Annotated in this window: 10 protein-coding genes; 3 read left to right on the top strand and 7 right to left on the bottom strand. The window is 62.4% G+C overall.

The genetic code is table 11. The features are described from left to right. Window positions 1-39: 39 nt before the first annotated feature. From KSW38_RS01070 to KSW38_RS01050, 5 genes are all read right to left on the bottom strand, one after another. Complete coding sequence (locus tag KSW38_RS01070; protein WP_216921713.1) at window positions 40-879, bottom strand: carbohydrate ABC transporter permease; 840 nt, start codon at window positions 877-879, stop codon at window positions 40-42. After that, window positions 872-1,885: a carbohydrate ABC transporter permease gene (locus KSW38_RS01065; protein ID WP_216921710.1), complete on the bottom strand. Its 1,014-nt coding sequence runs from the start codon at window positions 1,883-1,885 to the stop codon at window positions 872-874. Before KSW38_RS01065 ends, KSW38_RS01070 begins: the two co-directional genes overlap by 8 nt. A 63-nt stretch (window positions 1,886-1,948) precedes the next feature. After that, window positions 1,949-3,277 (bottom strand): ABC transporter substrate-binding protein, encoded by a 1,329-nt coding sequence (locus KSW38_RS01060; RefSeq protein ID WP_254185943.1) that lies wholly within the window; start codon window positions 3,275-3,277, stop codon window positions 1,949-1,951. Window positions 3,278-3,319: 42 nt separating this feature from the next. Next, the gene (locus tag KSW38_RS01055; RefSeq protein WP_254185942.1) at window positions 3,320-4,477 is read right to left on the bottom strand and encodes a Gfo/Idh/MocA family protein; all 1,158 of its coding nucleotides are present in this window, start codon (window positions 4,475-4,477) and stop codon (window positions 3,320-3,322) included. Continuing rightward, the gene (locus KSW38_RS01050) at window positions 4,474-5,214 is read right to left on the bottom strand and encodes a sugar phosphate isomerase/epimerase family protein (RefSeq protein ID WP_216921707.1); all 741 of its coding nucleotides are present in this window, start codon (window positions 5,212-5,214) and stop codon (window positions 4,474-4,476) included. The genes KSW38_RS01055 and KSW38_RS01050 overlap by 4 nt, the downstream gene beginning before the upstream one ends. Window positions 5,215-5,396: 182 nt before the next feature. Here KSW38_RS01050 and KSW38_RS01045 point away from each other — a divergent pair, with 182 nt between their 5' ends. Next, on the top strand, window positions 5,397-6,617 hold the full coding sequence (locus KSW38_RS01045; protein WP_216921692.1) for an ROK family transcriptional regulator: 1,221 nt from the start codon (window positions 5,397-5,399) through the stop codon (window positions 6,615-6,617). A gap of 85 nt (window positions 6,618-6,702) precedes the next feature. Continuing rightward, entirely contained in the window at window positions 6,703-7,896 is a 1,194-nt protein-coding gene (locus tag KSW38_RS01040; RefSeq protein WP_216921689.1) for an MFS transporter, read from the top strand. Window positions 7,897-8,154: 258 nt separating this feature from the next. Here KSW38_RS01040 and aceB read toward each other — a convergent pair whose 3' ends face one another. Together aceB and aceA are read right to left on the bottom strand one after the other, a co-directional pair. Beyond that, entirely contained in the window at window positions 8,155-9,807 is a 1,653-nt protein-coding gene (gene aceB, locus KSW38_RS01035) for a malate synthase A (RefSeq protein ID WP_216921686.1), read from the bottom strand. Window positions 9,808-10,056: 249 nt separating this feature from the next. Next, entirely contained in the window at window positions 10,057-11,379 is a 1,323-nt protein-coding gene (gene aceA / locus KSW38_RS01030) for an isocitrate lyase (protein ID WP_216921684.1), read from the bottom strand. Window positions 11,380-11,530: 151 nt separating this feature from the next. Between aceA and KSW38_RS01025 the strand changes: the two genes are divergently transcribed. After that, window positions 11,531-13,045: an XRE family transcriptional regulator gene (locus KSW38_RS01025; RefSeq protein ID WP_216921681.1), complete on the top strand. Its 1,515-nt coding sequence runs from the start codon at window positions 11,531-11,533 to the stop codon at window positions 13,043-13,045. Window positions 13,046-13,123: the final 78 nt, after the last annotated feature.

The raw sequence follows: 13,123 nt of genomic DNA, 5'->3' as shown, positions 1-13,123 counted from the left end.
GTTGCTCGTACTGTCGGTTGCGGTCTATTAACAGTGAACCTACTTAACTGCCCCGGATGACAGACCTGCCACCAAGTGTTTTTGCACCAGGATGAATCCGATCAAGACCGGCAGGCTGACCACCACCGAAGCAGCCATGAGTTGGTTCCAAAACACATCCGATTCGCTGGCGTAAGCCTTGAGCCCCAAGGACAGTGTTTTTGTGGCCTCGTTGGTCAGCACGGATGCGAACAGAACCTCGCCCCATGCGGAGATGAATGAATACACGGCAACTGCGATGATGCCAGGCTTGGCAACAGGGAGGATCACACGGAACAGTGCTCCCATCCTGCCGGTGCCATCGATCATCGAAGCCTCTTCCAGTTCCTTCGGAATCGAGGCGAAGTAGCCGCTGAGCATCCAGATGGCGAAGGGCAAAGTGAATGTCATGTACGTGATGATCAGCCCGAGGTAGGAGCCCTGAAGCTGCAGGCCGGTCATGTTACGGATCTGCGTGAAGATCAGGTAAAGCGGCAGGAGGAACAGGATTCCGGGGAACATCTGGGTGGATAGGACAGTCAGGCTGAAAGCACGCTTTCCCTTGAACTGCAGCCGCGCAATGGCGTAGGCAGCAAGGACGGCAACTGTCACTGAGCAGGCTGTAGCGCAGACGGTGATGATGAGGCTGTTCTGGAAGTACTTGGCCAGCGGGACCGTGCTCCAGATGTCCAGGTAGGGTGACGCCGTGATTTCGCGAGGTATCCACTGGAAGAGTCCGGAGACATCCTTGAGGGGTTTCAGCGAGGTGGAGACCACCACGAAGAGCGGTACCGCTACCCAGAGGGACAGGATGGTCAGGACCACGTTCCTGAGGATCCGGAAGTTGCGTGTCTCAATCATTGTCGGCTCCCTTGGGCAGCACCATGCGGATGTAGAAAACGGAGGCAATGAACAACGCGATCAGCAGCAGCACGCTCATTGCGCCGCCCAGGCCGAAGTTCCAACTGCCGAAGGAGTTTTGGTAGATCAGTGGGGAAATAAGGGTAGCTTCCTTGGGGGAAGTGGCTCCGAACAGGACAAAGGGGACGTTGAACTGGTTGAAGGTCCACAGCGACATCACCATGAGCAGGACCCCATTGGCCGGACGGACCATGGGCAACGTGATGCGACGGAACTGCTGCCAGAGCGTGGCGCCATCAATGGCCGCTGCCTCGTAGACGTCGGTGGGAACGTTCTGCAGGGCCGCCATGAGCATAAGGAACGCAAAAGGCCACAGCTGCCACACATTCACGATCACCATGGCTCCGAAGGAGTTCCCGCCCAGCAACCAGAAGGGGCGTTCGTCTCCGAAGAGGTGAAGCGTGTCCACCAGGATTTGGTTCACCGCACCATCGCGCTGGTTGAACATGAAGGCCCAGGCAATGGTTCCTACATAGGCCGGGAGTGCGTAGGGGACCAGGAAGAACGTACGGAGAAGAGCACGTCCCTTGAAGTTGGAGGAGAGGAAAACTGCGCCTGCCATGCCGAGCATCCAGGAGAAGCCGACCACCAGGATGGTGTAGCCCAGCGTGCGCCCAACCGTGCTGAAGAAGGCCTGGCCGATGGTGCTGTCCGGGTTGAGCCCGTTGATGAAGTTCTGTAGCCCTACGAACGGTGCGTTGAGCCAGTTGGTGAGGTTGAGCTGCGTCAGGGAGATGAACGCAATCCAAATCCCAAGGAGCATCGGGCCGATGTGGATCAGGAGTTCAAGGATCGCGGCCGGAAGGATCAAGCCGTAGGGGAGGAATGAGCGACGCCGTTTACGTACCGGCGGTGTGCTTGCGGCCCGTGGTTTCCCGGGCTCGGGATCAACGGCAGCGGTGCTGCCTGCAGCGGCGGGGCCGCTGTCCAATGCTGAATGGGACATGGAAACTCCTTTGCCGGAGCGGGGACACCACTTTATGGTGGCGTCCCCGCTCACTGGGCCTGGTTACTGGGCCGCGGCCATCTGGTTATTGGCGTCCTTGAGGGCCGCCCGGATGTCGTCTTCGGAAACAGTTCCCGTTGCCGCTTTGGCAAAGAGGTTCTTGATTGCCGTGCCGGTGAGGGTCTCCATCTGACCCTCCTTGGCGATCAGCGGCATGGGCAGGGAGTGGTTGGACAGGGCGTCATTCTTGGCCTTGACCTCTTCGGTCTGGAAGGCGGCATCGCTCGACGCCGCGGTGACTACCGGCAGGGAGGAATAGGCCTTGTTGAGGGCAATCTGCTCTTCGTCGCTGGTCAGGAACCCGGCCAGCTTGATGGCATTTGCCTTGTTGTCGCTGTTCTTGAAGACGCTGAGGTTGATACCGGCCACGTGGCTCTGGGTGCCGCGGTCACCGGTAGCTCCGGCGGTCATCATGGGGATCGGGGCTACACCCCAGTCCTTGAAGTCGCGAGCAGCGAAGTTCTTCAGCGGGCTCTGGTCAAACATCATGGCGGCCTTGCCGTTGATGAGGTTGTCCACCTTCTGGCTGCCTTGGCTCAGTTCAGCGTCCGACGGCGACATCACCTTGTCCGTGGCCATCAGGTCCACGAACTGCTTGACGCCCTCTACCTGCGGATCGCTGTCGAACGTGGGCTTTCCGTCACCGTCGAACAAGGTGCCGCCGTTTTGCAGGCCACGAACGAACGCTTGGTGCGAGTTGGCGGAAACGGATGCACCGGCTGCGGTGAAGCCCCACTGATCAGGCTTGCCGTCTCCGTTGGTGTCCTTGGTGAGCTTCTTGGCATCGGCCACAAACTCGTCCCAAGTTGTGGGGGCCTTCTCGATGCCGGCTTCCTTGAACAGCTTTGTGTTGTAATACATGTTGTAGGCCAAGCCGTAGAGCGGCACAGACGTGGGGGTCTTGCCCTCTGCGCCACCGGTGGACCAGCTGGTCTTCAGGAAGCGGTCCTTGCCACCAACGGCCTCCAGCAGTTCACCTTCCACGGGCTCGAAAGCGCCCGTCTCCTGGAGGGTCACGGCCCACGTGTTGCCGATGTTGAGGACGTCCGGGCCGTCGCCACTGGTAACTGCGGTAAGAATGCGGTTGTAGAGGTCAGTCCAGCTGATGACTTCCAGCTGTACCTTTACTCCGGTCTTTTCCGTAAAACGATCCAGCGTGGGCTTCAGCTTGGCTGCAGTGTCGTCCAGGCTGTTGCCTTGGTCCGATGCCCAGTAGGTGATGGTGTCGCTGCTTGCTTGTGGGCTGCTACCGCCGCCACCGCAGGCGCTGAGGCCCAGTGCCAAAGCTGCTGTCGCGGCAACTGCCGATAGGACTTTCATGGGATTCTTCATGATGCTCCGGTTTTCTCGTCGTCGAGCTGGTGCTGGCTGAAACTAGGCTGAAAGCGTTGCTGCTGTGGGATCCCAATCCTCGGGCAGCGCAGGGACCTGTGTTGCAGAACTTTCCACATCCACAAAGGCCCGGTTGTCGATTGATTCTGCGATGGAGGCCATAGTGTCCAGGATGTGGAACGCAAGTTCACCCTGGGCACGGTGTGGCCGGCCCTCACGGATGGCGCGGGCCATTTCCAGGACACCGGCTCCACGGCTGGCAGTTGAGCCAACTGAAGGGACGGTTGTCCAGTCGTCGGAACCGAGCGCACAAATCCTGATGTCGCCGTCGAAGTTGTTCGGGTCCGGCAAAGCGATGGTGGCTTCGGAACCGGTGATCTCCACAAACCCTGCGCGTTTGAGCGGGGAATCGAAGCTGAAGATGCTCTGCGCAGATTCACCGTTCTCGAACTCCAGGATGGAGCTGACGTGAGTAGGGACTGTGACCTCGAACGTCTCGCCGGCCTTGGGACCCGAGCCGATGACACGTGTCTCGCGGGACTTGGAACCGAAAGCGCCTACCTTTCGGATGCTGCCAAAGGTCTGCACGAGCGTTGTCAGGTAGTAGGGGCCGATGTCGAACAGAGGGCCGGCGCCGTCCTGGAATAGGAACGCGGGGTTCGGGTGCCAGGATTCAGGACCCGGGGACTGCATCAGGGTCAGTGCCGTCAGCGGAGTGCCGATGTCGCCGCGTTCGATCATGCGGCGGGCAGTTTGGAGGCCGGCGCCGAGGAACGTGTCCGGAGCACAACCCAACCTGACGCCGGCGGCGTCGGCTGCCTTGAGCAAGCCAAGGCCACTTTCACGGTCCAGCGAGAATGGCTTTTCGCTCCACACGTGCTTGCCTGCGTTGACAGCCTGTGTAGCGACTTCCACGTGGGCAGAGGGGATGGTCAGGTTGATGACAATCTCCACCTCCGGGTGGCCGAGGACAGCATCAATGCCACCGTGCACGGAGATGCCGTACTCGTTGGCGCGGGTGGCTGCGGCCTCTTCGAACAAGTCACCGATCGCCACAACGCGAACATCGGGGAAGCTTGTGAGGTTGTCCAGATACTGCTTGCTGATGACACCTGCGCCGATGATGCCTACGCCTACGGGGCCTGAACCCACCGGGCCTGACGTCAGGGAACCAAAGGCCATTGCTGCTGCGTTACTCATGCGGACACCTTCCCCGCGCTGAGGTAGTTGTAGCTGTCTTCCACGGCGTCGAACATGTCGCCTTGGAAGTCGTCCAGTTCCACCACCGCTGCCTCAAGAGAGCCGGCGGCGCCCAACACGTCCCAAATAGGCATCTGGCCGGCACCAACGGCGAGCTGGCTCGACGGGTCCGAGGTCACGGGACCGTCCTTGATGTGAATGAACTTGACGCGGTCACCGAGCCGGGCCAAGAGCTCGGCGGGGTTCTGGCCACCTACTGCTGCCCAATACGTGTCCAATTCCAGGACCACCTCGGGGTTCAGGTGGTCGGCAAGGTGTTCGATTGCCGTCTTGCCGTCAATGACGGACTCAACTTCCCACCAGTGGTTGTGATAACCGACGCGGACACCGTATTCGGCTCCCTTGGCGGCGGCCGCGTTGAGCTGTTCCGCGGTTGCTTTGATGTCTTCGATCGTGTTCCAGCGCTCGATCGGGACATGCGGGTCAATAACTGTACCGATGCCCAGCTGCTGCGCAGCTGCAAAGATTGCGTCCTGGTCATCGCTGAGCAAAGGAGCATGGCCGGACGGGGCGGTGAGGTTGTTCTCCGTCAATGCCCGCTTGAGTTCGTCAGCCTTGGCAACGAAACGGTATGGCTCAACCATGGTGAATCCGATGTCGGCCAAGCGCTGGATGGTTCCCGCCAGATCCTCTTCAAGGGCCTTTCGGACCGTGTAGAGCTGGATCGAATATGACACTGTCTCTCCTCGTCGTTGTGGGTGGAGGCAAATTGATGCCGTTGATTTCCGGCATCCAAGGGGGTGATGTGCTGCTCCTCACAACCTAGGGGGACTTTTGTCGAGCGTCAAGCAAAAGTTGAAATATTGCCGACAAACTTCTGCTGCATGACACGCATAAGCAATCGTGCTTCACTAATTGCATGACCTCAGCACCCGGACACCAAGGCGTAAAAGACGCCCCCGCGCAGGATGCCGGTAACCTTTCTCGTGCCGGGGACCTCTTCCAGCTCCTCCGGGACGGCCAAGCAAGGACCCGCGCTGAACTTGCCCTCACCACAGGACTCGCCCGCTCCACCGTCGCTTCCCGGATCGACGCCCTGATCGGATCCGGCCTCGTCGGGCCTGCCGGGGAGGCCACATCCAGTGGCGGCAGGCCGCCGTCGCGCTTTGCCTTCAACCCCGCCGCCCGCGTCGTCCTGGCGGTCGACGTCGGAGCGACCCACGTGATTGTCGCCGTCACCGACCTCGGTGGAAGCGTCCTCGCCGAACGCAGGCTGACGCAGGAAGTCGCCGAGGGCCCGGACATCGTGCTTGGCCAGGTCATCAAAGCCGGACGCGAGCTGCTCAGCGAAGCCGGGCGCGAACCCGGCGACCTCGCGGGCATTGGCATCGGACTGCCCGGGCCCGTGGAACACGCCACCGGACGGCCGGTCAAGCCGCCCATCATGCCGGGCTGGGATGGATTCGACGTCGTTCCTTATGTCCAGCGCTCGCTGCCCGTTCCAGTTCTGGTGGACAACGACGTCAACATCATGGCGCTTGGCGAACGCACCGCCTACTGGCCCGACCACGAGAATTTCCTGTTCATCAAGGTCGCTACTGGCATCGGCGCAGGCATCATCAGCAGCGGCCAGCTGCAGCGCGGCGCCAACGGCACCGCCGGGGACCTCGGCCACGTGCGCGTGCCCCGCGGCGACGACGTCCTCTGCCGTTGCGGCAACTACGGCTGCCTGGAAGCGCTCGCCTCAGGTCCCGCCGTCGCCCGCCAACTCAAGGCGCAAGGTCTCGAAGCGGCAACGGGAGCTGATGTCCTCCGACTGGTAGCCGAGGGAAATTTGCAGGCCATCCAGGCCCTCCGGCAGGCGGGACGGGACGTCGGCGATGTGCTGGCCACCGTGGTCAACCTGCTCAATCCGTCCATGATTGTCATCGGCGGCAGCGTGGGAGAGGCTGGCGAACACCTGGTTGCCGGCATTCGCGAAGTTGTGTACCGGCGTTCGCTGCCGTTGGCCACCACTCACTTGCGGATCGGTATTTCCATGGCTGGTGATCGCGCTGCAATCCTGGGCGCCAGCCAGATGGTGACGCAGTACGTGCTCTCACCGGCAGTGATTGAAGCCACGCTCCAAGCAGCGGGATAGGCGCCGTTTGTGACTGGATGGCCGGTGGCGGCGTGATAGCAATGAAGGTGATGAAAACGTTTCCCGCCACCGTCCAGCGCAATCCATGAGCCAGTTCCTCGCCAAAGTTCCCCGGGGATGGTTGATCCTCGCCTGCATCGGCCTGATCGCGCTCAACATGCGTGGGCCGTTCGTGGCAGTGGCCCCAGTGGTGGATTCGCTGCAGGCCGATCTCGGATTTTCGCCTGTTGAACTGGGTCTGCTGACTGGTATCCCCGTGCTCTGTTTTTCGCTCGCCTCGCCGTTGGCGTCCCTGGCCGGGCGGCGGCTCGGTGCCGAATTTGCCGTCATGCTCACGCTGCTCGGCGTACTGGCCGGCGTCGTGATCCGGTCCAGCGGCGGTGGCGTGCCGGTCCTGGTGGGGACAGTCATCATCGGTGTGGCTATTACGATCGGCAATATCGCCGTGCCACTCATCATCCGCAGGGACTTCGCTCCACGGCGTCAAGCTACGGCGATGGGCGTATATACGGCAGCCCTGAACATTGGCTCGTTCCTCACCTCTGTGGCTACTGCACCGCTCGCTGAACTGGTGGGCTGGCGGCTTTCCTTGGCGGCGAGTGCCCTTCTGGCGTTGGCAGCCATCTTGTTCTGGATACCGACTGTGGGATTCCGCCGCGCCTTGGTTCCCGCCGCAGTTCCTGCGCCCGACCGCTCCGCGTCCACTGCGGTGGTAGGAGTTGGCTGGTTAACGGCAGGCCTGACACTTGGCTTCGCCGGTCAAGCGTTCTCCTATTACGGGGTCACAGCGTGGCTGCCGAGCTTCCTGTCCGACGAACTCGGCATGGGCGCCGCCGAGGCCGGCGCAGGCTCCTCACTGTTCCAGATCTTCGCGATTGTGGGCGGGCTTGGTGTGCCGCTCCTGGCCCGCTTCGCCAGCACGACGACGGTGGCCGTCACCTTGAGTGCGCTATGGCTGACGGTTCCCGTGGGCTTGCTCCTGGCGCCTGATTTGTGGTGGATGTGGTCTTCCATGGGCGGCATTGCGCAGGGTGGCGGCATCACGGTGGTGTTCATCGCCATCATCAAGTTTGCGCGGGACCAAGCCTCGGCAGGGAAGATGTCCGCCGTCGTCCAAGGCGTGGGCTATCTGGTTGCAGCCCTGGCGCCAACCGTCATCGGCTACGTCCATGGCGTGTCCGAGGGCTGGACCGTGCCGCTGCTTGTGATCCTCGGTTCGGTGCTCGCGTTCTGTGTGTGCGTTACGTTGTCCGTGCGCTGGGTGGCCCGGCAGGGGTAGGTGAGCGCCGCCGTCGGGGTTGTCCTTCCCTACCCGATTCTTTTCCGGCCCATTTCGGGGGTGCGCTGCGCATTAGACGGTAGGAAGCGTCTTGTGTGAAGCTGGCCGTCGAATCGGTGCGAGGGCGGTCGCATTCCGGGTTCGCGGTGGCATGGAGAAACCCCGCTGCTGGGCTGCCTCCCCGACGATCGGGGTCACTTGTTGCGAAGAGTGCAGGCAGCCCAGCGTCGGGGCTTGGTTTGTCGCTGACCAGTACAGCTAGGCGGCGACGAGTTCCTCCTCCGTGGCCTCTTCACGGGCCTCGGTGAGGAAACGGGCGTAGGCCGGGATTGTCAGGAAAGTGGGGAATTCCTCGGCCAGGGTGACTTCTTCGAAGATGGCGCGGGCGTCAGCGAAGCGGTCTCCGTCGAAGCGTTCCAGTCGGGCGTATTCCTCGTCCAGCATGTCCTGGACCCATTCACGGCTGATGATCTCGCCGTGATCGGTGATGGCGTGGGAGTGGATCCATTGCCAGAGCTGGGACCGGGAGATCTCGGCGGTTGCGGCGTCTTCCATGAGGTTGTGGATGGCGACGGCGCCGTTGCCGCGGAGCCAGGACTCGATGTAGCGGATGCCTACCTCGATGTTCAGGCGGACCCCTTCCTCGGTGATGGTGCCTTCGGTGCTGGCGATGTCGATCAGTGCGCGGTCATCCGGGGTGACGTCCTCGCGGCTGCGGTCCAGCTGGTTCGGCCTGTCGCCGAGCACGGAGTCAAACACTTCGCGGCACACGGGTACGAGGTCCGGGTGGGCTACCCAGGAGCCGTCGAAGCCGTCGTTGGCTTCGCGGGTCTTATCGGCGCGGACCTTCTCGAACGAGGCGGTGTTGGCTGCTTCGTCCTTGCGGTTCGGGACAGCTGCGGCCATGCCACCGATTGCCATGGCCCCGCGGCGGTGGCAGGCCCGGACGAGTTGTTCGGTGTAGGCACGCATGAACGGTTGGGTCATGGTCACCTGGCCGCGGTCCGGGAGTACGAAGCGCGGTCCGCGGGTGCGGAAGTTCTTGATCAGGGAGAAGATGTAGTCCCACCGACCGGCGTTCAAACCGGAGGCGTGATCCCGGAGTTCGTACAGGATCTCCTCCATCTCGAAGGCGGCGGTGATGGTTTCGATCAGCACGGTGGCGCGGATGGTGCCCTGCGGGATGCCGAGGAGGTCCTGGGCCAGGACGAAGATGTCGTTCCACAGGCGTGCTTCGAGGTGGTTTTCGATCTTGGGCAGGTAGAAGTACGGGCCCTTGCCCTGGGCGAGCAGGCGGCGGGCGTTGTGGAAGAAGAACAGCCCGAAGTCCACGATGCCGCCGGCGATGGGCTTGCCGTCGATCAGCATGTGCTTCTCGGGCAGGTGCCAGCCGCGGGGACGGACCACAATGGTGGGCAGGTCGCCCGCCGGCTTGAGCTTGTATTCCTTGCCCTCGGGGGAGGTGAAATCAATGCGGCGTTCCAGTGCGTCGGTCAGGTTCAGCTGACCCTGGATGACGTTGCGCCACGTCGGGGTGGAGGAGTCTTCCATGTCGGCCAGCCAGACCTTGGCACCGGAGTTCAGGGCGTTGATGGTCATCTTCTTATCCACCGGGCCCGTGATCTCTACGCGGCGGTCCTCCAGGCCCGGGGCCGGGGGAGCAACACGCCAGCTCGGGTCGTTGCGGATGGCTTCGGTCTCGGGGAGGAACCGCGGATCCTGGCCACTGGAAATCTGGTTGCGCCGTGCGTGCCGTGCCTGCATCAGCTCCTGACGACGATCAGCAACGGCCCGGTGAAGCTTGCCGACGAACTCAAGGGCGTCGGGAGTGAGGACCTCGTTCTGCCGCGAGATGGGCTGCGCGGTCAACGTGATGCCATTAATAGTGAAGTTGTCGGTGAAGCTGTTCATTTCAAATCTCCTAAGAAAATGTTCGACGGCGGCACTCGGCTGAGCGGGTGGGCTTGGAGGGGAGACCCTCCGCGTGCTATTCCCCATCCCGGCCACATGGCCTCGCGGGGCTCGGCCGGTGTCCGGGACAGGGCCCCTTTTACGCACGCTTCCGGGTTTCCCCTCCAAGCCGCTGCGGTTACGTTCCGTGAGTGCCGGCGTCGTGCCTTCCGGTGAGCGAAGCGAACAGCTCACCTTGGGCGGGTGTGGTTAGTGGAATTGGCCCTCTTCGGTCGATCCGACCAGAGCGAGGGTGGATGCGTTCGGGTTGAGCGCGGTGGCGATGTCGTCGAAGTAGCCGGTGCCGACTTCGCGCTGGTGCTTGGTGGCGGTGTAGCCGCGGGATTCGGAGGCGAATTCCTTTTCCTGGAGCTCGACGTAGGCGCTCATGCCTTCGCGGGCGTAACCGTGGGCGAGGTCGAACATCGAGTAGTTCAGGGCGTGGAAGCCGGCCAGGGTGATGAACTGGAACGTGAAGCCCATGGCGCCGAGCTCGCGCTGGAACTTGGCGATGGTGGCGTCGTCCAGGTGCTTGCGCCAGTTGAACGACGGCGAGCAGTTGTAGGAGAGCATCTGGTCCGGGTACTCGGCCTTGACCGATTCGGCGAACTTGCGGGCCAGCTCGAGGTCCGGGGTGCCGGTCTCCATCCAGATGAGGTCGGAGTACGGTGCGTAGGCCTTGGCGCGGGCGATGCAGGGTTCGATCCCGTTGCGGACCTTGTAGAAGCCCTCGGCGGTGCGTTCTCCGGTGATGAATTCGCGGTCGCGCTCGTCAACGTCCGAGGTGATCAGCGTTGCTGCTTCGGCGTCGGTGCGGGCAATGACCACCGTCGGGGTACCGGCGACGTCGGCTGCCAGGCGGGCTGCGTTGAGGGTCCGGATGTGCTGCTGGGTGGGGATCAGGACCTTGCCGCCAAGGTGGCCGCACTTCTTCTCCGAAGCGAGCTGGTCTTCCCAGTGAACACCCGAGGCACCTGCGGTGATCATGGACTTCATGAGTTCGTAGGCGTTCAGCGGGCCACCGAAGCCGGCTTCGGCGTCGGCGACGATCGGAACCAGCCAGTCCTCAACGGTCTTGACGCCCTCGGCGTATTCGATCTGGTCAGCCCGGAGCAGCGCGTTGTTGATGCGGCGGACAACCTGAGGGACCGAGTTGGCCGGGTACAGGGACTGGTCCGGGTAGGTGTGGCCGGAGAGGTTCGCGTCAGCGGCAACCTGCCACCCGGAAAGGTAGATGGCGCGGAGTCCGGCCTTGACCTGCTGCACGGCCTGGTTGCCGGTCAGTGCGCCGAGAGCGTTGGTGTAGCCCCCGTTGGGTGCTTCCTCGGTGAGCTGCTTCCAGAGCTTCTCCGAACCGCGGCGGGCCAGGGTGTGCTCTTCAGAGACGCGACCGCGGAGGCGGACGACGTCGGTGGCCGAGTAATCACGGGTGACGCCTTCCCAACGCGGGTTGGCGGACCATTCAAGTTCCAGCGCTGCTGCCTGCTGCTCTGCAGTCTGTGCGGATTCTGCTGGTTCAAATGATGCGGTCATTGCATGTCTCCTAATATCCAAGGGCTCCCGGGCCGGCCTCCGCTGCGCCTTTGCTGCATCGGCCGGCTTACCCGGGGTCTGTATTTCTTTTTCGTAAGACCTACTTTTCTGCACTTACAACAGGCTTTCTAGAGGAAAACTATGGAAAGAAATGCACTTCTTCGCGTATTCTCAAGAAATGTCGCCTGTGAGCTGGAATCGCGAAGTCGCGCCGCCGTCGTCCTCCACAACGTCCCCTGAACTGGACGTCATTAGCCTTGGCCGCCGCGTGCGCCACTTGCGCAAACAGGCCGGCCTGACGCTGGATGACTTGAGTGCCGCCGTCGGGACCGCGCCGAGTCAGCTCAGCCTGATCGAAAACGGTAAGCGCGAACCCAAATTGGGGCTGCTTCAGCAACTCGCCGCGGCCCTCGGCGTGAGCATCGATCAGCTGTTGGGGGCCGAGCCGCCCAGCCGCCGAGCGGCCCTGGAAATCGAGCTGGAACGGTACCAGCGCGGACCCCTGTACGAGTCCTTAAACCTGCCGAAAATCCGTATCAGCTCGCGGCTTCCGCTGGATGTGCTGGAGTCCCAGGTGGGGTTGCTTCAGGAGCTCGAACGCAAACTTAACGAGCAGGTCGCGACGCCGGAAGAAGCCCGCCGCGCGAACGGCGAGTTGCGTGCCATGATGCGCGAGCGCGGTAACTATTTCCCAGAGTATGAGGCGGAGGCGCAGAAGGTCCTCAAAGGGGTGGGCTACACTACCGGCCCGCTCAGCCAGCACGTCATCGCGGACATCGCGGAGAACCTCGGTTTCACCCTGCACCATGTGGGCGATTTGCCCCATTCCACCCGGTCTGTGACCGATTTGAAGAACCGCAGAATTTATCTGACGCAGAACCAACGCCAGGATCACGACCCCCGTTCGGTGCTTCTGCAGGCGCTCGGCCACTATGTCCTGGGGCACGAAACTCCGCGGAACTACGGCGATTTCCTGGCACAACGAGTGGCCACCAACTATTTCGCGGCCGCGCTGTTGCTTCCGGAGCAGGCCACCGTTGAGTTCCTCCAAAAAGCGAAGGCCGCGAAGGAAATCGCCGTGGAGGACATTCGCGATGCCTTTGCTGTGTCCTACGAAACCGCCGCGCACCGCTTCACCAACCTGGCCACCAAGCACCTGGGCATCACCACGCACTTCCAGAAGACACACCAGTCCGGCATCATCTACAAGGCGTACGAGAACGACGGCGTGACCTTCCCACAGGATCACACGGGCGCCATCGAGGGGCAACCGTCGTGCAAGGCCTGGACGTCGCGGGCAGTGTTTGACGTGCCGGACAAGTTCAGCGCATACAGCCAGTACACGGACACGCCTTCGGGTACTTACTGGTGCACAGCCCGGACCGAGCGCTCGGCTGCGGGTGAATTTTCTTTGAGTATTGGGGTGCCGTACCAGCACGTGAAATGGTTCCGTGGGCGCGAGACCACGGCCCGTGCTACCTCTACCTGCCCGGACCCGAACTGCTGCAAGCGGCCACCTGCCTCGCTTGCGAACGAGTGGGCCGGTAACGCCTGGCCGTCGGCACGGGCCCATTCGCACCTGCTGGCTGCCATGCCTCCCGGCGCGTTCCCCGGCGTGGACGAAACCGAGGTGTACAGCTTCCTGGCCGCCCACTCCGCCCGCTGACCCGACCCTCTCTCACATCCTGACCGTTTTCCCCGGATGCTCGTTCACTTCCCACCTGCTTTTCCGTGATGCTCGCTC

This window comes from Paenarthrobacter aromaticivorans (assembly GCF_019038615.1).
Taxonomy (GTDB): domain Bacteria; phylum Actinomycetota; class Actinomycetes; order Actinomycetales; family Micrococcaceae; genus Arthrobacter; species Arthrobacter aromaticivorans.
The sequence above is the reverse complement of the archived record's forward strand: the minus strand, read 5'-3'. Positions and strand labels throughout refer to the sequence as shown.

Coding starts and splice junctions, on each gene's coding strand:
- aceB (WP_216921686.1), bottom strand. CDS start 9,807: ATGAACAGCTTCACCGACAACTTCACTATTAATGGCATCACGTTGACC.
- KSW38_RS01065 (WP_216921710.1), bottom strand. CDS start 1,885: ATGTCCCATTCAGCATTGGACAGCGGCCCCGCCGCTGCAGGCAGCACC.
- KSW38_RS01060 (WP_254185943.1), bottom strand. CDS start 3,277: ATGAAGAATCCCATGAAAGTCCTATCGGCAGTTGCCGCGACAGCAGCT.
- KSW38_RS01070 (WP_216921713.1), bottom strand. CDS start 879: ATGATTGAGACACGCAACTTCCGGATCCTCAGGAACGTGGTCCTGACC.
- KSW38_RS01045 (WP_216921692.1), top strand. CDS start 5,397: ATGACCTCAGCACCCGGACACCAAGGCGTAAAAGACGCCCCCGCGCAG.
- aceA (WP_216921684.1), bottom strand. CDS start 11,379: ATGACCGCATCATTTGAACCAGCAGAATCCGCACAGACTGCAGAGCAG.
- KSW38_RS01055 (WP_254185942.1), bottom strand. CDS start 4,477: ATGAGTAACGCAGCAGCAATGGCCTTTGGTTCCCTGACGTCAGGCCCG.
- KSW38_RS01040 (WP_216921689.1), top strand. CDS start 6,703: ATGAGCCAGTTCCTCGCCAAAGTTCCCCGGGGATGGTTGATCCTCGCC.
- KSW38_RS01025 (WP_216921681.1), top strand. CDS start 11,531: ATGCACTTCTTCGCGTATTCTCAAGAAATGTCGCCTGTGAGCTGGAAT.